Origin of the sequence: Micromonospora sp. NPDC000121, from assembly GCF_042899165.1 — a bacterium.
In the GTDB taxonomy this organism is placed as follows: Bacteria; Actinomycetota; Actinomycetes; order Mycobacteriales; family Micromonosporaceae; genus Micromonospora.
This window is the reverse complement of record NZ_JBIAZP010000005.1, coordinates 196,157-219,607: the sequence shown is the minus strand read 5'-3', so window position 1 is coordinate 219,607 and position 23,451 is coordinate 196,157. Positions and strand designations below refer to the sequence as shown.

Here is a 23,451-nt window from a genome sequence, read left to right as displayed (position 1 = left end):
GGCGGGCCCGTCCGTGGGGGAGCGGCGGTCAGGAGTTGTAGATGGCGGCACCGATGATCATGCCGATGATCGCGCCGGCCACGCTGGCGACGGCGGCGTACCAGCCCAGCGGCTTGTCGCCGAGCACGGCGCCGACGATCCCGAGGATCAGGCCGGCGAGGCCGAACAGCGGCGGCAGGAACAGGATCGCGATGACCGCGAAGACGAAGCCCAGGATGGTGCAGATGCGGGCGGCGCCGCTGCGTGGGCGGGCGGTGGTGTGCATGTCGGCCATGTCTGCCTCCGGTGGATGAGAGCCTGCGTTGCCAGGCCGACCTCTACCCACTGTGGCCGTTCGTCACGCCTCGGACCCGCCCGCCGCCCCGGTGCGGGTCGCCCCCGGCGGGCCGTGTCGCGCGGTCCCTAGTGGAAGACCTTCAGGCCCACGATGCCGGCGATCACCAGCAGGAGGCAGAGGATCCGGGGCAGGCTGGCCGGCTCGTTCAGCGCGAGCATCCCGACCAGGGCGGTGCCGACCGTCCCGATGCCGACCCAGACGGCGTAGCCGGTGCCGACCGGGATGTCGCGCAGCGCGTACCCCAGCCCGGCCATGCTGAGCACCAGGGTCACCACGAAGACCACCGACGGGACGGGACGGCTGAAGCCGGCGCTGCGGTCGAGGGCGATCGCCCACGCCGTCTCCAGGAGTCCGGAGACCACCAGCACGATCCAGGCCATGAGAGTCACCTCTGTGTGAGCGCCCGGACCACCGGGGCCGGGACGAGTCGGTCGCTGACCTCGGGGCGTCTTTTCCTGACCGGGTACGCCCTCGACTCGTCCGGAGCGGCCCACGGGGCCGCCGTGACCGACGCTAGCACCCGGCGGGCGGCGCGTGGAGTGAACCGGGCCACCGCCCGTTGACCTCAACTTGACTTCAGCTTGCAGTATGGGCGCATGCCGCTGCTCTTCTCCGACGCCGACGTCACCGCCGCGCTGGACGCCCCCACCACCGTGGCCGCCATGCGCGACGCCCTGCTCGCCGCGTACGCCGGCCGCCTGGTGGCCCCGCCCCGGGCCGCCGCGCCGTTGGGCGGGGGACGGATGGTGCTCACCGCCGGGCACCTGACCGGAGAGTGGTACGGCTTCCGCTCGTACGACACCTTCGGTCACCCCGAGAGCGAGCAGGTGGTGGTGCTGCACGACGGGCGCACCGGGGCGGTCCGGGCCGTGGCGGTCGGGGAGGAGCTGGGGTCCCGCCGCACCGGCGGGCTCGGCGGGGCCGCCGTGGACGCCCTGGCCCGCCCGGACGCCGCCACCCTGGGCGTGGTCGGCTCCGGCCGGCAGGCGTGGACGCAGGTCTGGGCGGCGGCCGCGGTCCGCCCGCTGCGCGAGGTCACGGTGCACAGCCGCTCCGCCGCCCGGCGGGAGGCGTTCGCCGCCCGGGTGCGCGCCGAGCTGGGCGTGCCGGCGCGCGCCGTGGACTCGGCCCGGGCCGCCGTGGCCGACCGCGACGTCGTGGTGCTCGCCACCACCAGCGTCACTTCGGTGCTCGACGCCGTCGACCTCGCCCCCGGCACCCACGTCAACACGGTCGGCTTCAAGCAGGTCGACCGGCACGAGTTCGGCCCCGACCTGCTGGACGCCGCCGACCTGCTGGTCACCGACTCGCCGGCGCAGGCCGCCGCGTACGACCCGCCGATGCTCGCGGCGCTGCCCGCGTACGCCGAGCGGCTGCGCGACCTGGGCGCGGTGCTGGCCGGTGCGGTGCCGGGCCGGACCGGCGCGGACCAGGTGTCGGTCTTCTGCTCGACCGGCCTGGCCGGCACCGAGGTCTTTCTGCTCGACCGCCTGGTCCAGGTCGGCGCGGCGACCGTCTGACCGGCGTGGCGTCCGTCACCCCGCCGCGACCGGAGCGCCGGGAGGCCCCTTCCCGCACCGCACCCGCCGACACCGGTGCCTTCCGCGCGGGACGGGCGTGCGTGGGGAGTCGCGGGTGGCCCGGTACCCTCGGATGGTGTCTGCCACCTCCCCTTCCGACAACTCCAGCTCGGCGCGCCCGGCGCCGCGCCGCGATCTGGAGCTGTCGCCCGCCGACGGCCGCCGCGTCGCCCTGCTGACGCTGGGCTGCGCCCGCAACGAGGTCGACTCGGAGGAGTTGGCCGCCCGGCTGCACGCCGACGGCTGGCAGGTCACCACCGACGGCGAGGGCGCCGACGTGGTGGTCGTCAACACCTGCGGCTTCGTGGAGAAGGCGAAGCAGGACTCCATCCAGACCCTGCTGGCCGCCGCCGACACCGGCGCGAAGGTGGTCGCGGCCGGCTGCATGGCCGAACGGTACGGCCGTGAGCTGGCCGAGAGCCTCCCCGAGGCGCAGGCCGTGCTCAGCTTCGACGACTACCCGGACATCGCCGCCCGGCTGGACGCCGTGGTCGCCGGCGAGGCGATCCACGCGCATACCCCGCGCGACCGCCGCGAGCTGCTCCCGCTGACCCCGGTGAAGCGGCGGGACAGCGCGGTGTCGCTGCCCGGCCACGGCACCCCCGCCCGGGGCGTCACCGAGACCGACGAGCACACCCCGGCGCACCTGCGCCAGGTGCTGCGCCGCCGGCTCGACACCGGCCCGGTCGCCTCGCTCAAGCTCGCCAGCGGCTGCGACCGGCGCTGCGCGTTCTGCGCCATCCCCGCCTTCCGCGGCGCCTTCGTCTCGCGTACGCCGGACGAGCTGCTCGCCGAGGCGGAGTGGCTGGCCAAGACCGGCGTCCGCGAGCTGGTGCTGGTCAGCGAGAACTCGACCTCCTACGGCAAGGACCTGGGCGACCCCCGGGCGCTGGAGAAGCTGCTGCCGCAGCTCGCCGCGATCGACGGCATCGTCCGGGTGCGGGCGAGCTACCTCCAGCCGGCCGAGACCCGGCCCGGCCTGGTCGAGGCGATCGCCACCACGCCCGGCGTGGCCGCGTACTTCGACCTGTCGTTCCAGCACTCCAGCGAGCCGGTGCTGCGCCGGATGCGCCGCTTCGGCTCCACCGACCGGTTCCTGGAGCTGCTGGCGAGCGCCCGCGCCCTGGCCCCGGAGGCGGGCGCGCGGAGCAACTTCATCGTCGGCTTCCCCGGCGAGACCCGCGCCGACTACCAGGAGCTGGTGCGCTTCCTGACCGAGGCGCGGCTCGACGCGATCGGCGTGTTCGACTACAGCGACGAGGACGGCACCGAGGCCGCCGGGCTGCCCGGCAAGGTCTCCGCCGCCACCGTCAAGCGCCGGTACGACAGGCTCAGCGCGCTCGCCGACGAGCTCTGCTCGCAGCGGGCCGAGGAGCGGCTCGGCTCCACCGTCGAGGTGCTGGTCGACTCGGTCGCCGACGGTGTGGTCGAGGGACGGGCGGCCCACCAGGCCCCCGAGGTCGACGGCTCGACGACCCTCGTCGCCCCGTCCGGCGGCGGGGTGGACCTCGCCGCGCTGCGCCCGGGTGACCTGGTGCGCGCCACGGTGACGGGCACCGAAGGGGTGGATCTCGTCGCGGTCCCGGATGAGATGATCTCGGCTGCGCCCGGCGCGGCACGGTGACGGCGGGCCCGGACAGAGCGGGGGAGCCACGTGGCAGGGTGCCGGATGCGCCACGGCGGCCGGAGCGGGGTGCGGCGGTGACCGGGGCGGCGGATTCCACGCCGGTGGTGGCCCGGGTGCCCGTGCTGAACGCGGCCAACGCGCTCACCGCGTTGCGGCTGGTCCTGGTGCCGATCTTCGGCGCGTCCCTGGTCGTCTCGGGGATGACCCACGCCGGCTGGCAGATGGCCGCCTGCCTGATCTTCGCCGTCGCCTCGGTGACCGATCTGGTCGACGGCTGGATCGCCCGCCGCTTCGCCCTGGTCACGTCGGTCGGCAAGGTCGCCGACCCGATCGCCGACAAGGCGCTCACCGGCGCCGCGCTGCTGTTGCTCTCCTGGTACGACCGGCTGCCGTGGTGGGTGACCGCGGTGATCCTCGTCCGCGAGCTGGGCATCACCGCGCTGCGCTTCTGGGTGATCCGGCACGGGGTGATCGCGGCCAGCCGGGGCGGCAAGATCAAGACAGCGCTCCAGATCCTCGCCATCACCTGGTACCTGTGGCCGATGCCGGCCGCCCTCGCCGCCGTCGGCCCGTGGATCATGGCCGCGGCGGTCGGGGTCACGGTGGTCACCGGCTTCGACTACGTCGTCCAGGCCCTGCGCCTGCGCCGGCCCGCCTCCTGATCCCGGCCTCCCGGCCGGGCGGGCCGGGGCTCCACGCCGCCCCATCCCGCGATCCCGTCGGCGCGGGGACACCCGTGCCCGGCGAGGGGCAGGACACCCTGTGATCCTGTCGGCTCGGGGAGGATGAGTAGGGCCCGCGGGGCGGGGGAAGGATCTGGGGCATGGAGAGTGACGCGGACGGCGCGCGGCCGGTTGGCAGCCCGGCGGCGGGCGTGGTGCACAGCCTGGCGGAGCGCCACGAGACCCTCGCCACGGTGGAGTCGCTGACCGGGGGGCTGCTGGCCGCCTCGATCGTGGAGATCGCCGGGGTGAGCGGCATCTTCCGGGGCGGGCTGGTGGTCTACGCCACCGAGCTGAAGTCGCTGCTCGCCGACGTACCGGAGGATCTGCTGGCCGACCGCGGGCCCGTCGACCCGGACGTGGCGGTGGCCCTCGCGGAGGGCGGGCGGCGGCGCTGCGGGGCGCACTGGGGCCTGGCCACGACCGGGGTGGCCGGCCCGGAGCCGCAGGACGGCAAGCCGGTCGGGCTGGTCTACGTGGCGGTGGCCGGGCCCGCCGGCACCGACGTCCGGCGGCTCGACCTGGACGGCGGCCGCGACCACATCCGCTCCGCGGCGGTCGTCGAGGCGCTGCGGCTGCTCGCCGAGCGGATCCACGACACCGACGCGGGCGGAAGCGACGCCGACCGGGCCGACACCGCCACCGCCGGGCGGCGCTGAGCCGACCCCGAAGCGCAGCGCCGCAGGCCCGGCGAGCCCCGCGGGCCAAGCCGGGCGCCGCAGGCCGGGCCGGCCCCCGCAAGGCGGGCCGACGTCGCACCCCGGGGCTGACGTCGCACCCCGGGCCGATCCCACAGGCTGAGCCGACTCCGCAATCCGAGAGGCGGGGTGGGATGTCGGCGGGGCCGGCAACGGGTACGGTTGCGGGAAGGCTCCGACGGTCGGAGCCGGCACGACGTGCCGGACGGCCGTGCGGAACAGTGGTGTCCCTCAGGGGAGGTGCGAATGGTCCTGCTACGCCGGGTTATCGGTGACGCACTGCGGGCGCGCCGGCAGGGGCAGCACCGCACCCTGCGCGAGGTCTCCTCCGCCGCCAACGTCAGCCTGGGCTACCTCTCCGAGATCGAGCGCGGCCAGAAGGAGCCGTCCAGCGAGCTGCTGGCGGCGATCTGCGACGCGCTGGGCGCGCGCCTGTCCGAGCTGCTGCGCGAGGTCAGCGACACGGTCGCGCTCGCCGAGCAGATGCCGGGCGTGCTCGTGCCAGTGCAGGACGAGACCGTCGACACCGCGGGGGTGACCACGGTGCGCAAGGCCACCGGCCGGGGCGTGCACCAGGTCAGCTCCGACGGCAAGGTCGCCGTCCAGGTCCGCCAGGATTCGCCGCTGAAGGCCACGCTGCGCACCTCCCGCGTCCGCGGGGGCGACCGCGACGTGGTCTGCGCCGCCTGACCCACCCCCACCCCGTCCGCGTCTCATGGTCGCGGTGGCGACCGCCGCGTAGGGTTGATCGCGGACGGCGTCGGCGCTCGCTTCGCTGGCCGGTACGGATGCCCCGGTGGCGTCCGGCTGGGACGATGGAGCCACTGCCGCGCCGCAGCCGGCCAGGCCCGCCCGGCCCGGTCGAGGCGGAGCGACGCTACTGAGGGGATACCGCGGAGATGGCGAACCCGTTCGTCAAGGGTTGGAAGTACCTGATGGCGCTGTTCGGCGCCAGGATCGACGAGCACGCCGATCCCAAGGTGCAGATCCAGCAGGCCATCGAGGAGGCCCAGCGCCAGCACCAGACGCTCGTCCAGCAGGCCGCCGCGGTGATCGGCAACCAGCGGCAGCTGGAGATGAAGCTGTCCCGCCAGATGTCGGAGGTCGAGCGGCTCCAGGCCAACGCGCGCCAAGCCCTGGTCCTCGCCGACCAGGCCCGCGCCAAGGGCGACGAGGCCGAGGCCAACCGCTACGAGCACTCCGCGCAGACCCTGGCCACCCAGCTGGTCTCCGCCGAGCAGGCCACCGAGGACCTGAAGACCCTGCACGACCAGGCGCTGGGCGCCGCCGCCCAGGCCCGCCGGGCGGTCGAGAACAACTCGATGATCCTCCAGCAGAAGCTCGCCGAGCGCACCAAGCTGCTCAGCCAGCTGGAGCAGGCCAAGATGCAGGAGAGCGTGGCCCGCTCGCTGGAGTCGATGTCGGCGCTGACCGCGCCCGCCAGCACGCCCTCGCTCGACGAGGTGCGCGATCGGATCGAGCAGCGGTACGCCACCGCGATGGGCCGCGCGGAGCTGGCCGGCAACTCCGTCGAGGGCCGGATGCTGGAGATCCAGAAGGCGACCCTCGACTCGGCCGGCTCCGCCCGGCTGGAGCAGATCCGGTCGAGCATGGCCGGCGAGCAGCTCGGCGGCAAGCAGGAGCGGCCGCCCGTCGCGCGTACGGAACCCGCCGCGCCGGCCGCCGACCCGGCCGCCGCCGCCCGGCTGAACGAGATCCGGGCCAGCATGGGCCGGGAACGCGGCACCGGGGACACCACCGCCGCCGGCTGAGCCGGTCAGGTCTAGGAGGCAGCAGAGGTGGCAGACGAGCGCACGCGGTACTTCCGGCGCCTGAGCCGGTTGCGGCGGTCCGCCCGCCGGTGGAGCGTCACGGCAGGTGGCCTCGGCGGCGCGGCTGCCGTGCTGACGCCGTACGCCGGGCTCGGGCTGCCCGACGCGGCCTGGGCGGCCGGGGCGGGCGGCGCGCTGGTGCTCGCCGCCTGGCGTTGGGTCGACCTGCGCGCGCTGGCCGCCCAGCCGGCGCCGCCCGCGCTCGACCCGGCCGAGGCCGCCGCCCGGTCCCGCGCCAGGCTGGTCGCCGCCGTGGAGCGGCTCCCCGCCGGCCCCGGCGTGCTGGCCGAGGTGCGCCGGGTGCGCTCCCGGGTGGCGCTGCGCGGCACCAGCGCCGCCGAGCCGTGGGCCCGGCTGGACCGGGCCGCCCTCACCCTCGCCGGGATGGCCGGCCGGCTGACCGGGCTGGCCGGGCCCGCCCTGTCGGAGGCGGCCGACGCCGACCGGTCGCTGCGGGACCTCGCCGGCCGGGTGGCCAGTGTCGAACGCGCGCTGCGGCTCGCCCCCGCCGACGCCCGACCGCCGCTGGCCGAGGCGCACCGGGCGTTGACCGGCCAACTGGAGCAGGGCGTCGCGGCGTACGAGCGGCTGGTCGTGGCCGCAGCCGGCTACGTCGCCGAGGACGCCCGTCCCGACACCGACCACCCGGCCGCCGCCGCCCGCCTGACCGAGGCGACCGACCTGCTGCACGGGGTCGCCTCGGCGCTGGCCGAGCTGCGCGGTGTCGGCGCGCCGCTGCGCACTCCCTGATCACGGCGGCGTCGTGACCGGCACCGGGCCGGTGAACGGGGAGCTGCCGACGACGTTGAACGACCGGATGCGGTAGTGGTAGGTGACGCCCCGCGCCAGGCCGGTGTTGGTGAAGCCGCGGCCGGTGACGGTGAAGGTCGACACCTCCCGGCTGAACGCCGGGTCCAGCGCCCGCTGCACGATGAACCCCGCCCCCGGCCCGGTGGGGGTGCTCGCCGACCAGCCGAGGATCACCGTCGCCGTGTCGGGCCCGGGCGCCGTGGCGGTGGCGGTCACCCCCGTGGGCAGTCCCGGGGCCGGCGGCGTGGTCGCCCGGGCCACCGTCGACCAGGGTGACGCGGCCCCGAGATAGGTGGTCCGCACCCGGTAGTAGTACGTGGTGTCCGCGGCGACCGCGGCGTCGAGGTGGTTGTCGCCGACCCCGATCGCGGTGGTGCCCGGCCCGCTGCTGAAGGTCGGGTTGGTGGCCCGCTGCACGTCGATGCCGGTGGCGAAGGAACGGTTGGTCCAGCGCAGCGCGATCCGCAGCGGCGCGGCCGGCGGGATCGCCGCGGTCAGCCCGGCCGGCGCGGCGAGCTGCACCGACGCCGGCACGCTGTTGGACCAGGTGGAGCAGCTCACCGCGTTCTCCGCCCGGATCCGGTAGTGGTAGGTCACCCCGGGGGTGACGGTGGCGTCGGTGTAGCGGGTCGCCGTGGCCGCCACGGTGATCGCGGTCAGCCCCTGCGTGAAGGTGGCGTCGGTGGCCCGCTGGAGCAGGTGGCTGGTGGCCGCCGGGCGGCTGCCGTTGCCCGTCCAGGCCAGCGCGATCGCCGGCAGCGCGGTCGCCGAGCCCGGGGCCGGGGTCGCGGTCAGCCCGGTCGGCGCCCGGGGCGAGACCCGCAGCACCAGCGGCCGGGTCATGCCCTGGTCGCGGTGCCCGGCTAGCTGGCTGTGCCAGTGGTACTCCCAGCCGAGGTTGACGAGCTGGTTCACCACCAGCGACGGCCGGCCGTCGACCGGGCTGACCGGGGTCGAGCCGGTCCGGGCGCCGGCCGGCCGGGCCGGGTCGAGCAGCCGTACGCTGTCGCCGATCTTGAACGGAAGGGGCGGCGCGACGGGCCGCAGCGCGACGACCACGTCCTCCCGCGGGTTGACCCGGACCACCTGCTTCCAGCCCCGCTCGGCGGGGTGCGGCGGGCGGGTGGCGCCGTCCCAGCCGACCCGGTTGACCAGTTGGACGTCGCAGCCGGCGAACCGCACCGGCTGGGTCTGCCGGCTGTTGCCGCGGATGCGCCAGAGCTGGGTGCCGTCGGCGGGCGCGCCCACCGGAACGGCCGGATCGCTCACGTGCAGCACCTCGGTGGCCGGATCGGTCGGGCCGAGCGGCAGGGTGGCGGGATGCAACGGCCCGGCGTGCGGGTGCCCGACGCCCAACCGGCCGACGAGCCGGCCGTGCTCCGGCTCGAACGCCTGCTGCACCGCCTTCACCTCCAGCGGGAGGAGCACCGGGGCGGCCCCGGCGGTCGGCACGAAGCTGACCGTGGTGGCGTGCACCGGGACGACCGTCTCCCGGCCGGTGCGGGTGCCGAACGCCGCGTCGTACGCCGCCTGCGGCACGATCGGCGGGCGCTGGCTGGCCGCGTACGCGTGGGGCAGGCGGTCCCGCAGCCGGGCCAGGTCGTACGGCGGCGCCGGGGTGCCGGCGACCCGGAACTGGAGCAGCGTGCGGGTGTTCGGGCCGTACCCGGGGCGGGTCGGCGGCGCGCCGCCCTCGGCGGTGCGGTCCGGCGCGCCCGTGTGGTGGTCGGCGCGGGGGTCGAAGCCGGGCAGCGGGGCGGGGCAGTCGTTGTAGAGGATCACCGTGCCGCCCGGCGGCACCGTCGAGAAGTCCACCAGCACGTCGGCCACCTCGCCCGGGGCGAGCAGCAGCGCGTGCGAGTCGACGTTGAGCACGGTCGGGTCCCGGCGGTCGTACCGGTAGCCGACCGGCTGGTTGGGCACCACCACCGGCGTGGGGAGCAGGCCGCCCTCGTTGCCGATCTGGATCAGCTCCGGGCCGGCGGCGCGCGGGTCCGGGACGCCGCCCTCGCGCCCGTCCGTCGGCCAGCCCGCCGGACGGCCCGGCGCGCGGACCGCCTCCACCATCGGCACCTCCCCGGCGTCCGCGTCGACCAGGTCGCCCTCCGCGTCCCACATCGGGCCGTCCGAGCGGGCCCGGTAGAGCTGGAGGTTCAGGGCGCGGTCCAGGCAGGCGTTGAGGACCCGGAACCGGTACGTCCGCGGCGCGACCTCCAGGTACGGGTACGCGATCCCGTTGACCAGCATGGTGTCGCCGAACGCGTCCGGCACCGCCGACGGGTGCGGGACGCCGGGTGTCAGCGGCGGCTCGTCCGGGTCCGTGACCGGGTCGTGGTGCGGGTTCGGCACCGGGCCGGCGTCGGGCTTCCCGGGGTGTTCCCGCGGCCCGGGCACGTCGGCCGTACGCGACCACGGGCCGTAGTCCCACCGGCCGGTCGGGTTCGTCCCGTCGGCCCGGTGCGGGTTCTGCCGGGGCTGGTAGACGTGCGGGTGCCAGAGGCTGCCCCGGGAGCCCCAGCGGTCCCGGTCCCAGGTCGGGTCCTCGCCGGCGAGCTGGGTGTCGTCCGGCACGAACGTCTTGTCCTCGATCACCAGGGGGAGCTGGTCGGTGGGCAGCACGCCGTCGGCGACGAGTTCCTCCTCGGCCGGGTCGGTGAGCAGGTAGAGCGCGAGCTGCCCGGAGTAGACGGTCAGCCGGGCCAGGCCGACGGTGTTGTCGTGGAACCAGCACAGCCGCCCGCTCTGCTCGTTCGGGTAGTAGAGCGTCGTGGCGCCCGCGCCGGGCGGCGGCATGTCCGGGACGTGGGTCAGGCCGACCCCGCCCGGGTACGGGGTGATCTCGCCCGCCGGGGCCACCCACTGCCAGGGGTTGCCGGCGCTGATCCACCCGGTGTGCGCGCCCGCCAGCCGCAGCACCGCCCGGTTCTGCGGGTAGGGCGCGGGACCGTCGAGCGGGCCCGTCCCCGCGCCCTCCACGGTCGGGTCGACGGGCAGGAACAGCTCCCCGGCCCGGCCGGTGGGAAGGTGGTTGATGAACTTGACCCGGACCGGGCGGCCCCGGCGGGCCAGGATGACCGGGCCGAGGTGCCAGGGGCGCCCCGCCGGCACGACCGTGTTGTGCCCGTTGGCGTCCGTGCCGAGGTTGAGCTGCCGGTAGCCGCGCAGCCGGGTCGCCGGCAGGTCCCGGTGCAGCCGCTGCGCGTACTGCTCCAGGACGATCTCGTAGTAGTCGCAGCCCGGGTAGCTGATGGTGTCGGGCACCGCCACGGGCAGGTGGCCGCCCAACTGGGTGCGGCCGAGCGTGCCGAGGCCGGGCAGCGCGTCGACGAACTTGCGGATGCCGGTGCCGGGCACCACCCGGCCGTCGGCCCCGACGACCGGCAGCGGGCTGCGGGCGTAGTTGGGCACCGGGCCGAAGCAGCGCGGGACGGCCGCCGGGTCGAGGCTGGCCGGCGCCACGACGGGCTCCTCCGCGCGTCGGGCCGCCGGGACGGGCCCCGCCGGCCGGGATCCGGCGGTGGCGCCGTTCCCGGTGCGGGGCGCCGCCCGCTCCACCCATGGGATCCGGAGTCTGCGGAACAGGTCCATGGCTCTCCCCGGTGTCCGGGCGCGGGGCCCGCCACGGCGGCGTGGCGGCCCGGTCGCGCGTCGCTGACGATGCGTGAGGAGTCAACCGCAGCATGCGACTCGACGGCGGGGGTTAGGAAGTACCCAATCGTCCGTATCTGTGGCGCGGGCGTGACTTCCCGCCGCGCCGGCGGAGTGTCCCGCCCGACACGCCGGCCCCACGTCGGTCGGACGGTCGATGGAGGGCGGGCGGGTGGCGCCCGTCGTCCCCGCCCGCCGCCGGCTGACGGCGCCTCGGCGTCGTCAGCCGGCCGGGCGTTCGGGCTGGCAGACGGGGCACCAGTAGGTGACCCGCTCGCCCAGCTCCTCCTTCCGGATGGCGGTGCCGCACCGGCGGCAGGGCTGGGCGCGCCGCCCGTAGACGTAGCTGGTCTGCCCCCGGTGCAGCGACCCGGTGGTGCTCTGCGTCCAGCGGCCCCGGTTGGCCGCGAGCAGCTTCCGCGCCAGGGCCACGGTGCCGGCGAGATCCGGCACGGCGCGTACCGGAGTCCACGGGGACACCCCGCGCAGGAACAGGACCTCGCACTTGTAGAGGTTGCCGACGCCGGCCAGGTTGCGCTGGTCCAGCAGGGCCTCGCCGATGGTGGCGTCCGGGTGGGCGGCCAGCCGGCGTACCGCCTCGGTCGGGTCCCAGTCCGCCCCGAGCAGGTCGGGGCCGAGGTGGCCGACCAGCGAGTCCTCCTCGGCCGTCGGCACCAGCGACAGCTCGTGCAGGTGGTAGCCGACAGCCACCGCCTGCGGGGCGCGCAGCACCACCCGGATCAGGTGTGCCGGCCGGGCGGTCCACCGTTCCCCCGGCGCGTACGCCCGCCAGGCGCCCTCCATCCGCAGGTGCGAGTGCAGCGTCCAGCGCGCCCCGCCGCCTTCCGGCGGGGCGTCTCCCGGTGGGGCGTCTCCTGCCGGCGGGGCGACCAGGCGGAGCAGCAGGTGCTTGCCCCGGCTGGCCGACTCCCGCACCGTCCAGCCGGTGAGGTCGGTCGCGGCGAGCTGCGGCACCCGGAAGTCGCTGCCGGTCAGGCGGGCGCCCGCCAGCGCGCGGTGCAGGACGCGGGCGGTGTTCCAGACGGTGTCGCCTTCGGGCACCCGTCCATCCTCCCCCGCCGCCCGGGACCCGGCGGCGGTCACCCGGCCGCCACGCGCGGCAGGCGGCCGTCGGCTACCCGTGCCAGCTCACCGGGCCGCGACGCGCGGCAGGTGGCCGTCGGCTACCCGCACCAGCTCACCCGGCCGCGACGCGCAGCAGGTCGCCCGGCGCCACCGTGAGCAGGTCGACCGCCCGGCCGCCGTTGACCGCCACCGCGACCAGTCCGGCCGAGTCGGCGTGCACCACCAGCCCGCCCGCCGGGGCGTCCCCGAAGGTGCGGCCGTGCACGGCCTCGCGCCCGGCCCCCGGCCCGACGTCCGGCCGTACCCGCACCCGGGCCGGCAGCGGCGCCAGCAGGTCGGCCGGCGCGGCCAGTTGGACGTTGCCGAAGTGGTCCACGGTCAGCACCTCGGCGGTGAAGCCCGCCGACTCCGGCCGGACGACCGGCGCCGGCAGCCGGACCAGGGTCGCCGGGTCGACGGCCGGGCCGCCCCCGGACAGCGGGGCGCCGAGCGCCAGCCGCGCGGCCACGGGCGCGAAGACGTCCCGGCCGTGGAACGTGCGGGACACCTCGGGCGCGAGCCAGTCCGGCGCGGTCAGCTCGACGGCCGCGGTGACCCCGCCCAGCGCATCGGCGGCGTCGACGAGCAGGCCGTTGTCCGGCCCCACCAGCAGCCCGCGCGGCGCGGCCAGGGCGACGCCCCGGCGGGCGGTGCCGACGCCGGGGTCGACCACCGCCACGTGCACGCCCTCGGGCAGGTGGGGCACGGTCTGCGCCAGCACCGCCGCGCCCCGGCGCACGTCGGCCGGCGGCACCAGGTGGGTCACGTCGATCACCCGGGCGGCCGGCGCGAGCCGGGCGATCACCCCGTGGCAGGCGGCCACGAAGCCGTCGGCGAGACCGTAGTCGGTGGTCAGCGAGATCCAGGGGGTCCGGTCCATGCCGGGCAGGTTAACCGCCGGCGGTGAGCGGCAGTTCCAGGACCAGCTCGTCGTGCAGCGGGATGCCGTCCTCGCCGACGACCGGGATGCCCGGCTTGAGCCGGCGGGCCCGGTCCACCGCGCCCCGGTCGACGCGTACCAGCCGCAGCCCGCGTCGCTGGTAGAACCGCAGCGCCCGCAGGTTGTCGTTCGTCGTGACGAGCCACAGCCGGGTCAGGCCCGCCGCCCGGGCCACGTCCGCGGCGGCGGCCAGCAGCGCCGTGCCGACGCCCCCGCCGGGCGTCGCCGCGGCCACGCTGACGACCTCCAGCCCGTCGCCGTCGCCGTGGTGGGCGAGCGCCCCGACGATCGCGCCGGCGCCGTCGACCGCCACCAGCGTGGGCAGCGTACGCAGGTCGTAGCGGGTGTCGTGGGCGACGACGTACGGGCCGCCCCACTCGCGTTCGTGCAGCGCGTCGACCGCCGCGCGGTCCCCGGCCCGGGCCGGTCGGACGGTCACCCCGGTCATCGTCGGCTCCCCTCGTCGACCGGCTCGGGAGCCTACCGTCGCCGGTGCGGGCGGGCACCCGGGATTCGGGGTCGACCGGGCGCTGGCGGATATGGGACAGCCGGATGGCCGACCGGCCACTGGCCGGGACGGGACCGGGTTGGGCAGACTGCCAGGGGTGACCAACCGGAGCCTGCCCGCCGTCGCGGCGCTCGTGATCGCCGCCGCCCTGACCGCCGCCTGCGGAGACGACGCGGAGGAACCGCCCCGCGCCGCGCCCCCGGCCGCCTCGGCGTCGACGCCGGCCGCCGACGTGCCGTCGGGCCCCACGGCGGGGCCCGGGACGGCCACCCCGCCCGCCGCCCCGCCCGCCGCCACGCCCACCGGCGCGGCTCCGGCCGGCCCGAGCACCGGGACCACGGAGCGTCGCCCCGCGAGTCCGCCGCCGGTGGAGTTGCCCGTCCGGCCGACCGGGACGCCCGGCGCGCGGCAGGTCGTCGACGCGTTCAAGGCGGCCGGGCTGAAGGTGCCGAATCCGCGGGACCGCTCGGTCGACTGCGGGCCGGACGGCCTCGGCCTGGGCTGCTCCGAGCTGATCGCCACCGACGCCGTCACCGTCTACGTCTTCCCGGACGAGTCGAGCGCCAGCGACATCGCCGAGACCTGGAGCGGCCAGTCCTTCCGGCGCGGCGCGGTGGTGCTCAACTACCTGGAGGCGAGGACGCCGGCGGCCGACCGCGCCAGGTACGAGAAGGTCCTCACCGGCCTGCGCTGACGCGCCCGGCCACCCCACCTCCGGCCACCCCGTCTCCGGCCACCCCGCCTCCGGCCACCCCGCCTCCTGGCTGCCGGGCCAACTCGCCTCCCGGCCGCCGGGCCACCTCGCTCCCCGGCCACTTCGTTTCCCGGCTACCTCGCCACCCGGCCACCCGCCGTCGTCCGGGCCCGGCCGTGTACGGCCGGTGGTGGGGCGCGTGGTTCAGCCGCGCAGGCGCAGGCCGCGTGGGGTGGCCCGGAAGCCGGCGGCGGTGAGCGCGTCGCGCAGCGGCGAGGAGCGTACCGACTCGCCGTCGGCCCGCTCCACCGACATCGCGCCCAGCGCGCCGGAGTGGACCGCGTCGGCGAGCGCCTTGCCGGCCGCCGCCAGCGTGTCGGCGTCGTCGGTGAAGGAGAGGATGGTCCGCCCGCCGCGCTCGACGTAGAGCACCAGGTCGCCGGCGACCAGTACCACCAGGGCGCCGGCCTTGCGCCCCGCCCGGTGCCCGGTCGCCGGGGCGGCCCCGTCGCCCGAGTCGACCACCCGTTCGGGCCAGGGCAGCGCCGCCCCGTACGGGTTGGCCGGGTCCGTCGCGGCGAGCACCAGGGTGGGCCCGCCGCGTCCCCGCCCGCCGTCGGTCGGCTCCGCGAGCGCCCGGATGCGGTCCACCGCGCCCGGCACCGCGAACTGCGCCGCGCCCAGCCCCTCGACGAAGTAGCCCCGCCGGGCCGCGCCGCGCTCCTCCAGCGCGGAGAGCACCGGATAGACCGCGGCGAACCCGCCGGTCACCTGCTCGGCCACGACCGCCCCCCGGGTCACCACGCCGTGCCGTTCGAGCAGCACGTCGGCCAGGGCGGCGGCGCGGCGCGTGGGGTCGGTGTCGCGCTCCGGCAGGCGGGACCAGCGCCCGGCGACGGTCGGTGGGCCGCCTCGAGTCGGCAGGGCCATCCGCCCGGGGCGGCGGTAGCGGGTGCGCGGCGCGGTCGGGCGGGACCGGTGCGCCCCGCCACCGCGGAGCACCGCCCGCAGCGGGGCGAGGGTGTCGTTGGTGAGGTGACCGGCCCAGACCAGGTCCCAGACGACCGCGGTCAACGCGGCGTCGTCCGTCGAGCCCACCCGGTCGGACAGCGAGCGGAAGAACAGTGCCTGCCCGTCGCCGAGCGCCGCCAGCACCGCGTCGTGCAGCGGGGTGCGGGTGAGCGCCTCGTCGGGCAGGGGCAGCAGCAGCGGGGCGGCGTCCGCGTACGCGAGGGTGACCCAGCCGTCCCCGCCGGAGATCGCCCCCGAGCCGGCCCAGAGCACCTCGCCGCTGGCGCACAGCTCGTCGAGCTGGGCGGGGGAGTAGTCGGCGACCCGGCCGGGCAGCACCAGGCGTTCCAGGGCCGACGCCGGCACCGCCGCCCCCTGGAGCTGCTCGATCGTCGCGGCCAGCGCCTCCACCCCGCGCGCCGAAGAGCCGACCTGCTGCCACCGGGGCAGGAACGCGGCCAGCGCGCGGGGCGGCACCGGCTCGATCTCCCGGCGCAGGGCGGCGAGGGACCGGCGGCGCAGCAGGCGCAGCACCTCCGCGTCGCACCACTGGGTGCCGGCCGTGTCGGGGCTGAACTCGCCGGAGACGACCCGCCCGGTGGCGGCGAGCCGACGCAGCGCCTGCTCCACCACGGCGACCCCGAGCCCGAACCGGGCGGCGCAGGTGGCGGCCGCGAACGGGCCGTGCGTACGCGCGTAGCGGGCGACCAGGTCGCCCAGCGGGTCGGCCACCGGGGCGAGGTACGCCTCGGCGACCCCGACCGGCAGGGCCACGCCGAGGGCGTCGCGCAGCCGGGCCGCGTCCTCGACACCCACCCAGCGCTCCTCGCCGGCGATGCGCACCCGCAGCACCCGGCGGGCGGCCGCCAGCCCGGTCAGCCATTCCACGGGCGCGCCCCGCTCGGCCAGCTCGGCCTCGGACAGGTCGCCGACCACCCGGAGCAGCTCGACCACGTCCTCCGCGTCGCGCGGGCGGCGCTGCTCGGCCAGCCAGCGCAGCTGCCGCTCGGTCTCGGCCAGCACCGCCGGGTCGAGCAGCTCGCGCAGGTCGACGCGGCCGAGCAGCTCGCCGAGCAGGGCCGAGTCCAGCGCCAGCGCGGCGGCCCGGCGCTCCGCGAGCGGGGCGTCGCCCTCGTAGAGGAAGGCCCCGACGTAACCGAACAGCAGCGACCGGGCGAACGGCGACGGCTGGGCCGTCTCCACCTCGACCAGGCGCACCTTGCGGGCGGCCAGGTCGCGCATCAGCTCCGCCAGCGCGGGCTGGTCGAAGACGTCCTGGAGGCACTCCCGGGCGGCCTCGAGGGTGACGGGAAAGTCGGCGTACTCGCGGGCGACGTCGAGCAGCTGGGCGGCGCGCTGGCGCTGCTGCCACAGCGGCTGGCGGCGGCGCGGGTCGCGGCGGGGCAGCAGCAGCGACCGGGCGGCGCACTCCCGGAACCGGGACGCGAACAGCGCGGAGGTGCCGACCGACTCCTCGACGAGCTGCGTGATCTCCTCCGGCTCGAAGACCACCACGTCGGCGCCCGGTGGCTCGTCGGCCGTGTCCGGCAGGCGGACGACGATGCCGTCGTCGGACGGCATCACCTGGGCGTCCACCCCGTAGCGCTCGGCGAGCCGGCGACTGATCGCCAGCGCCCAGGGCCCGTTGACCCGGGCGCCGAGCACGCTGTGGACGGCCAGCCGCCAGTCGCCCAGCTCGTCGCGGAACCGCTCGACCACCACGGTGCGGTCGTCGGGCAGGGACCGGGTGGCGGCCCGCTGCTCGCGCAGGTAGGCCATCAGGTTGCCGGCGGCCCAGTCGTCGAGCCCGCCGGCCCGCAGCGCGGCGACGGCGGCCTCGTCGTCCTGCCGCAGCAGGGCGCGCACCCGGGCGCCGATGGCCCGGCCCAGCTCGACGGGCCGGCCGAGCTGGTCGCCCTTCCAGAACGGCATCTTCGCCGCCTGCCCGGGGGCCGGGGAGACCAGCACCCGGTCGGGCGTGATCTCCTCGATCCGCCAGGACGAGGAGCCGAGCAGGAAAACGTCGCCGACCCGCGACTCGTAGACCATCTCCTCGTCCAGCTCGCCGACCCGGGCGGCCCGTTCGGCGCCGGCCAGGAAGACGCCGAAGAGCCCCCGGTCGGGGATGGTGCCGCCGCTGGTCACCGCGAGCCGCTGCGCGCCGGGCCGGCCGGTGAGCGTGTCGGTGGCGCGGTCCCAGACCAGCCGGGGCCGCAGCTCGGCGAACGCGGTGGACGGGTAGCGGCCGGAGAGCATGTCGAGCACGGCGTGCAGGGCCGAGTCGGGCAGCTCGGCGAAGGGCGCCGCCCGGCGGACCAGGACGGCCAGGTCGCCGACCTGCCACGGCTCCAGCGCGACCATGGCGACGATCTGCTGGGCCAGCACGTCGAGCGGGTTGCGCGGATAGTGCAGCTCCTCGATGGCGCCACCGCCCATCCGCTCGGCCACCACCGTGCAGGACAGCAGGTCGCCCCGGTGCTTGGGGAAGACCACACCCCGGGAGACCGCGCCGACCTGGTGCCCGGCCCGGCCCACCCGCTGCAGGCCGGCGGCCACGCTGGGCGGCGCCTCGATCTGCACCACCAGGTCGACCGCGCCCATGTCGATGCCCAGCTCCAGGCTGGAGGTGGCCACCACGGCGGGCAGTTGGCCGGACTTGAGCGCCTCCTCGATGTGCTTGCGCTCCTCCCGCGAGACGCTGCCGTGGTGGGCGCGGGCGATCACGGTCGGCGCGCCGGCCGCCCCGCCCGCCTGGGCCATCATCTCGGCCGGCGTGCGGCGCGCCGGGCCGGCGAAACCGCCCGACACGCCGGTGCCCCGGGCCGGGCTGGCGGGGCCGCTCCGCGCGCCCGTGCCCCGGTCGAAGCTGGCGGGGCCGCCCCACGCGTCGACGCCCCGGGCCGGCGCGGCCCCGTCGCGCTCGGCGTCGAGACCGGCCAGCTCGTCGGCGGCCAGCTCGTTGAGCCGCGCGCAGAGCCGCTCGGCGGAGCGCCGCGAGTTGGTGAAGACGATGGTCGAGCGGTGCGCCCGGATCAGGGAGAAGACGCGCTCCTCGACCGCCGGCCAGATCGACGCCCGGCGTGGCCCGAGCCCGCCGAGGTCGTCCTCCGGCGGCTCCTGCTCGTCGAGGCGGGTCATGTCCTCCACCGGCACCTGGACGCTGACCTCGATCGTCTTGGCGGTGGGCGGGGCGACGACGTCGACGGGTCGGGCGCCGCCGAGGAAGCGGGCGCACGCGTCGACCGGCCGGACCGTGGCCGACAGGCCGATCCGCTGCGCCGGCGCGGGCAGCAACTCGTCGAGGCGTTCCAGGGAGAGCGCGAGGTGCGCCCCGCGCTTGGTGCCGGCCACCGCGTGCACCTCGTCGACGATGACCGTCTCGACGCCGCGCAGGGAGTCGCGGGCGGCGGAGGTCAGCAGGAGGAACAGCGACTCGGGCGTGGTGATGAGGATGTCCGGCGGGGTGCGGGCGAACGCGCGCCGCTCGTCGGCCGGGGTGTCGCCGGTGCGCATCCCCACGGTGATCTCCGGCGGGGCGACGCCCAGCCGGGTGGCGGCCTGCCGGATCCCGGCGAGGGGCGTGCGCAGGTTGCGCTCGACGTCGACCGCGAGCGCCTTGAGCGGGCTGACGTAGAGCACCCGGCAGCGGTGCCGGCGGTCGGCCGGGGCCGGCTCGCGGGCCAGCCGGTCGAGCGACCAGAGGAACGCGGCGAGCGTCTTGCCGGAGCCGGTGGGGGCGACCACCAGCGCGTTGCGGCCGGCGGCGACGGAATTCCAGGCGCCGGCCTGGGCGGCGGTGGGCGCGGCGAAGGCGGCGGTGAACCATTCCCGGGTGGCCGCGCCGAAACCCGCCATCGCATCCGTCACGCCATCCATCCTGCCCCGGCCGTCTGACATCCGGTCGCCGGGCGGGCGCTGATTGTGTCCTGGTCCGGTTCATACGCGATGGTTGTGCCGTTCAATGCGTTAAGTCTTACTTAACTGCTTGCTTGTGGCGCGCAACATAAAGTAACTTCACTCGCAGCCGACCGGGGTGGAGGGGATCGGATGACCGTCGAGCAGCGGAGCTTCGAGCCCGGCACCGACGTGCTCATCCGTAAGGTCGACAGTCATCTCGCCGCCGTCCGCGCCGGTCTCGCCGGGCCGGAGCTGGAGCTGGCCGAGCGGCTGGCCGCGGCGCTGCGGGAGCTGGTCGTCTCCACCGCCCAGGCCAGCGCCGCCGACCGGGGCCAGGTGCGCGCCGCGGTGCACTACTTCGTGCTGCGCCGGGAGAGCCGGGGCCGGCTGCTGTCGGTGCGGTCGCTCGCCGCCGCCCAGCGGGTGGTCAACAAGGTCGTGCTCCAGCTCGACCGCCCCGACCTGGTGGTGGAGACGCGCCGGGAGCGCCCGGCCCGGGAGTCCGCCGTCCCCGCCGCCGACGTCACCATCGCCTGACCGCGCCGCGCCCGGCCCGTGCCCGGCACCGACGGAGATCGGCAGGGCCGACCGAGGGTACGAATTCCCGCAAAACGGCCCGGCGGGCGGTCATCTGGCGTCTGATCGCACCTAGGTGCCGGCCCACCTCCGGCGCGCGCCGCTGCCACCTCGACCGGGAGTGCGGGTGCTCGTACTGCTGATCCTCCACCTCGTGGCGGCCCTCCTGGCGCCGCTGCTGGTCCGGCGGTGGGGTCCGCGCGCCTGCTACGCGCTGGCGCTGGCGCCGGCCGCCGCCTTCGGCTGGGCGCTGGCCCGCACGCCCGCCGTCCGCGACGGCGGGGCGGTGGTGGAGACGTACCCGTGGATCCGGCAGCTCGGGCTCGACCTGGCGCTGCGGCTGACCACCCTGTCCTGGCTGATGACCCTGCTCGTCGGCGGCGTCGGCGCGCTGGTCCTGGTCTACAGCGCCCGCTACTTCGGCCCCGGGTCGGTCGGGATGGCCCGCTTCGCGGCCGTGCTGGTGGCCTTCGCCGGGGCGATGCTGGGGCTGGTCCTCGCCGACGACCTGCTGCTGCTCTACGTCTGCTGGGAACTGACCACGATCTTCTCGTACCTGCTGATCGGGCACAGCACGGAGCGGCGCGCCAGCCGCTGGGCGGCCGCCCAGGCGCTGACCGTGACCACCCTCGGCGGGCTGGCCATGCTGGTCGGGTTCATCATGCTCGGCCACCACGCCGGCGGCTACCGCTGGTCCGAGATCGCCGCCGGTCCGCTGCCCGACGGGGCGTACCTGGTCACGGCGGTGCTGCTGATCCTGGCCGGGGCGCTGGCCAAGTCGGCGGTGCTGCCGTTCAGCTCCTGGCTGCCGGTGGCGATGGCGGCCCCGACGCCGGTCAGCGCGTACCTGCACGCCGCCGCGATGGTGAAGGCCGGCGTCTACCTGATCGGGCTGCTCGCCCCGGTGCTGGCGGGCGTCGGCCCGTGGCGGCCGGTGGTGGTGGTCGCCGGCCTGGCGACCATGCTGGTGGGAGGCTGGGCGGCGCTGCGGCAGACCGACCTGAAGCTGCTGCTGGCGTACGGCACGGTCAGCCAGCTCGGCCTGCTCGCCGTGGTCGTCGGGGCGGGCACCCCCGACGCCGCGCTGGCCGGCGTGGCCATGCTGCTGGCCCACGCTCTGTTCAAGGCGGCGCTGTTCCTCGTCGTCGGCATCGTCGACCACGGCGCCGGCAGCCGCGACCTGCGGGAACTGTCCGGCCTGGGCCGGCGGGCGCCGCTGCTGGCCACCGTCGCGGTGCTCGCCGCCGCCTCGATGGCCGGCCTGCCGCCGCTGGTCGGCTTCGTCGCCAAGGAGGCCGTGCTGGCCGCCTTCACCGACCGGCCCGTGGTCCTCGCCGTGCTGGTGGCCGGCACCGCGCTCACCGTCGCCTACAGCGCCCGGTTCGTCTGGGGCGCGTTCGCCACCCGGCCCGGCGTGGAGCCGTCCGACCCGGGGCGGATCCCCGTGCCGATGCTCGCCCCGCCGGCCCTGCTGGCCGCCCTCGGGCTGGTCGCCGGCCCGGCAGCCGGGATCCTCGACGGCCTGCTCGCCCCGTACGCCGAACTCTTCGGCACGGTCGGCGGGCACCTGGCGCTGTGGCACGGCCTCAGCCCCGCGCTCGGCCTCTCCGCCGTCGCCGTGGCCGGCGGCGCGGCGCTGCACGCGCTGCGCGGCCCCCTCGCCCCGGCGCTGGCCCGGCTGCACGTCCCGGTCAGCGGCAACCAGGGGTACGAGTGGGTCATCGGCCGGTTCGACCGGCTGGCCATCGAGGTCACCAGCGTCACCCAGCGGGGTTCGCTGCCGCAGTACCTCGGGATCATCCTGCTCGCCTTCGCGGTGCTGCCCGGCGGGGCGATGCTGGCCACCCGGCCGTGGCAGGACCGGATCGACCCCTGGGACAGCCCGTTGCAGGTCGTGGTGGTGGCCGTGGTGACCGTGGCGGCGGTGCTGGGGGTGGGCGCCCGGCGGCGGCTGACGGCGATGCTGCTGGTGGGGATGACGGGCTACGGCAGCGCGATGCTCTTCGTGCTCTACGGCGCGCCGGACCTGGCGCTGACCCAGTTCCTCGTCGAGACCGCCACCATCGCGGTGTTCGTGCTGGTGCTGCGCCGGCTGCCCGAGCGGTTCTCGGCCCGCCCGCGCCGTCGCCGCTGGGTGCGCCGGGCGATCGGCGTGGCGGCCGGCGTGGTGGCGGCCGGGCTGGCGCTCACCGCCGCGGCGGCCCGGGACGCGCCGACCATCTCCGACGCCTTTCCCGACCTCGCCGTCAGCCAGGGGTACGGCCGCAACGTGGTCAACGTGACCCTCGTCGACATCCGCGCCTGGGACACCATGGGGGAGTTGGCGGTGCTGGTGGTCGCCGCGACCGGCGTGGCCAGCCTGATCTTCCAGCGGTCCCGCACCGGCCCGCGTCCGCGCCGACCCGAGCCGGCGGGTCCGGCGCACCGGCCGGGTCGCCCGGTCTGGCTGCGCGGTGGCGCGACCCTGCACGAGCGGCAGCGCTCCATCGTGCTGGAGGTGGTCACCCGGCTGATCTTCCACACCGTGGTGGTCTTCTCCCTGTTCCTGCTCTTCTCCGGCCACAACGCCCCGGGCGGCGGGTTCGCCGGCGGCCTGGTGGCGAGCCTGGCGCTGGTCGTGCGCTACCTGGCCGGCGGCCGCTACGAGCTGGCCGAGGCCGCCCCGGTCGGCGCCGGCACGGTGCTCGGCGCCGGCCTGTTCGTCTCGATCGGCACGGGGGTGATCGCGCTGCTGGCGGGCGGGTCGGTGCTCGAGAGCGCCCGGATCGACCTGTGGTTGCCGCTGATCGGCGACTTCTACGTGATCACGTCCCTCTTCTTCGACGTCGGGGTCTATCTCGTCGTGGTCGGGCTGGTGCTGGACATCCTGCGCAGCCTCGGCGCGGAGGTGGACCGGCACATCGAGGCGGCCGACGTCTCCGGCGGCGGGCTGCGCGTCGACCGGGGCGGGGAGCGGACGTGAGGCCGGGGGTGGAGGGGCCGACGCTGGTGCTGGTCGTCGCCGTCGGCGTGCTGGTCGGTTGCGGGGTCACCCTGCTGCTGGAGCGCAGCCTGACCCGGATCCTGCTCGGCGTCATCCTGATCAGCAACGGGGTCAACGCGCTCATCCTGATGGGTGGACGTGCCGGCGCGGCCCCGGTGGTGGGCACCGCGCCGACCGACCGGCTGAGCGACGCGCTGCCGCAGGCCATGATCCTCACCGCGATCGTGATCACCTTCGGGCTGACCGCGTTCCTGCTGGCCGTGAGCTACCGAAGCTGGTACCTGACCGGCGACGACGAGGTCCCCGACGACATCGAGGACCGGCAGATCAGGCGGGCGGCGGAGCGCAACGAGGCCCTCGCCGCCGACCTCGGCGGCGAGGGCGCGGACGCCGACCCCGAGCAGGTGGACCCCGAGCTGCCGCGCCGGCTCCGGCCCGGGGACGGTCCCGGATGACCGGGTAC

The 23,451-nt window shown here is 76.5% G+C and carries 17 protein-coding genes, 1 pseudogene and 1 riboswitch; of the genes and pseudogenes, 11 read left to right on the top strand and 7 right to left on the bottom strand.

The genetic code is table 11. The annotated features are described in order from the left end of the window. Positions 1 to 28: 28 nt before the first annotated feature. Entirely contained in the window at positions 29 to 274 is a 246-nt protein-coding gene (locus tag ACFY23_RS16995) for a hypothetical protein (RefSeq protein ID WP_350680620.1), read from the bottom strand. 128 nt (positions 275 to 402) lie between these two features. Continuing rightward, positions 403 to 717, bottom strand: coding sequence for an SMR family transporter (locus ACFY23_RS16990; RefSeq protein ID WP_350680622.1), 315 nt, complete (start codon positions 715 to 717; stop codon positions 403 to 405). Positions 718 to 776: 59 nt separating this feature from the next. Then, positions 777 to 842, bottom strand: a riboswitch (guanidine-III (ykkC-III) riboswitch). Positions 843 to 933: 91 nt separating this feature from the next. On the opposite strand from ACFY23_RS16990, the gene ACFY23_RS16985 reads away from it, so the two are divergent. The 7 genes from ACFY23_RS16985 to ACFY23_RS16955 all read left to right on the top strand — a co-directional run bounded on the left by ACFY23_RS16985 (position 934) and on the right by ACFY23_RS16955 (position 7,546). Beyond that, positions 934 to 1,857 (top strand): ornithine cyclodeaminase family protein, encoded by a 924-nt coding sequence (locus tag ACFY23_RS16985; protein WP_350680624.1) that lies wholly within the window; start codon positions 934 to 936, stop codon positions 1,855 to 1,857. Positions 1,858 to 1,990: 133 nt separating this feature from the next. Beyond that, positions 1,991 to 3,541, top strand: coding sequence for a 30S ribosomal protein S12 methylthiotransferase RimO (gene rimO, locus ACFY23_RS16980; RefSeq protein WP_350680626.1), 1,551 nt, complete (start codon positions 1,991 to 1,993; stop codon positions 3,539 to 3,541). A 77-nt stretch (positions 3,542 to 3,618) separates the two neighbouring features. Further along, positions 3,619 to 4,206 (top strand): CDP-diacylglycerol--glycerol-3-phosphate 3-phosphatidyltransferase, encoded by a 588-nt coding sequence (gene pgsA, locus ACFY23_RS16975; protein WP_350680628.1) that lies wholly within the window; start codon positions 3,619 to 3,621, stop codon positions 4,204 to 4,206. Positions 4,207 to 4,367: 161 nt separating this feature from the next. Further along, positions 4,368 to 4,925 (top strand): CinA family protein, encoded by a 558-nt coding sequence (locus ACFY23_RS16970; RefSeq protein WP_350819113.1) that lies wholly within the window; start codon positions 4,368 to 4,370, stop codon positions 4,923 to 4,925. A 285-nt stretch (positions 4,926 to 5,210) separates the two neighbouring features. After that, on the top strand, positions 5,211 to 5,654 hold the full coding sequence (locus ACFY23_RS16965; protein ID WP_350683725.1) for a helix-turn-helix transcriptional regulator: 444 nt from the start codon (positions 5,211 to 5,213) through the stop codon (positions 5,652 to 5,654). Positions 5,655 to 5,863: 209 nt separating this feature from the next. Next, a complete protein-coding gene (locus ACFY23_RS16960; protein ID WP_350683727.1) occupies positions 5,864 to 6,736 on the top strand; it encodes a PspA/IM30 family protein in 873 nt (290 codons plus the stop codon). Positions 6,737 to 6,763: 27 nt separating this feature from the next. Next, on the top strand, positions 6,764 to 7,546 hold the full coding sequence (locus tag ACFY23_RS16955) for a hypothetical protein (RefSeq protein ID WP_350683729.1): 783 nt from the start codon (positions 6,764 to 6,766) through the stop codon (positions 7,544 to 7,546). On the opposite strand, the gene ACFY23_RS16950 is transcribed toward ACFY23_RS16955, so the two are convergent. The 4 genes from ACFY23_RS16950 to ACFY23_RS16935 all read right to left on the bottom strand — a co-directional run bounded on the left by ACFY23_RS16950 (position 7,547) and on the right by ACFY23_RS16935 (position 13,767). Further along, positions 7,547 to 11,194 (bottom strand): hypothetical protein, encoded by a 3,648-nt coding sequence (locus ACFY23_RS16950; protein ID WP_350819112.1) that lies wholly within the window; start codon positions 11,192 to 11,194, stop codon positions 7,547 to 7,549. Between the two features lie 282 nt (positions 11,195 to 11,476). Further along, positions 11,477 to 12,316 (bottom strand): zinc finger domain-containing protein, encoded by an 840-nt coding sequence (locus tag ACFY23_RS16945; protein WP_350683733.1) that lies wholly within the window; start codon positions 12,314 to 12,316, stop codon positions 11,477 to 11,479. Between the two features lie 136 nt (positions 12,317 to 12,452). Further along, on the bottom strand, positions 12,453 to 13,259 hold the full coding sequence (locus ACFY23_RS16940) for an SAM-dependent chlorinase/fluorinase (protein WP_350683735.1): 807 nt from the start codon (positions 13,257 to 13,259) through the stop codon (positions 12,453 to 12,455). A 10-nt stretch (positions 13,260 to 13,269) separates the two neighbouring features. Next, positions 13,270 to 13,767, bottom strand: coding sequence for a GNAT family N-acetyltransferase (locus tag ACFY23_RS16935; protein ID WP_350683737.1), 498 nt, complete (start codon positions 13,765 to 13,767; stop codon positions 13,270 to 13,272). A 157-nt stretch (positions 13,768 to 13,924) separates the two neighbouring features. Here ACFY23_RS16935 and ACFY23_RS16930 point away from each other — a divergent pair, with 157 nt between their 5' ends. Next, positions 13,925 to 14,521 carry a hypothetical protein gene (locus ACFY23_RS16930; RefSeq protein WP_350683739.1) on the top strand — a complete coding sequence of 199 codons (597 nt, stop codon included), beginning with the start codon at positions 13,925 to 13,927 and terminating at the stop codon, positions 14,519 to 14,521. A 204-nt stretch (positions 14,522 to 14,725) separates the two neighbouring features. Here ACFY23_RS16930 and ACFY23_RS16925 read toward each other — a convergent pair whose 3' ends face one another. Then, positions 14,726 to 19,408 carry a DEAD/DEAH box helicase gene (locus tag ACFY23_RS16925; RefSeq protein ID WP_387036975.1) on the bottom strand — a complete coding sequence of 1,561 codons (4,683 nt, stop codon included), beginning with the start codon at positions 19,406 to 19,408 and terminating at the stop codon, positions 14,726 to 14,728. Positions 19,409 to 19,579: 171 nt separating this feature from the next. On the opposite strand from ACFY23_RS16925, the pseudogene ACFY23_RS16920 reads away from it, so the two are divergent. The 3 genes and pseudogenes from ACFY23_RS16920 to ACFY23_RS16910 all read left to right on the top strand — a co-directional run. Continuing rightward, positions 19,580 to 19,937, top strand: a pseudogene (locus ACFY23_RS16920) (hypothetical protein); the annotation flags it as partial. A gap of 195 nt (positions 19,938 to 20,132) precedes the next feature. Beyond that, positions 20,133 to 22,967 (top strand): Na+/H+ antiporter subunit A, encoded by a 2,835-nt coding sequence (locus ACFY23_RS16915; protein WP_350683745.1) that lies wholly within the window; start codon positions 20,133 to 20,135, stop codon positions 22,965 to 22,967. Further along, positions 22,964 to 23,443: a Na(+)/H(+) antiporter subunit C gene (locus tag ACFY23_RS16910; protein WP_350683747.1), complete on the top strand. Its 480-nt coding sequence runs from the start codon at positions 22,964 to 22,966 to the stop codon at positions 23,441 to 23,443. The genes ACFY23_RS16915 and ACFY23_RS16910 overlap by 4 nt, the downstream gene beginning before the upstream one ends. Positions 23,444 to 23,451 lie beyond the last annotated feature (8 nt).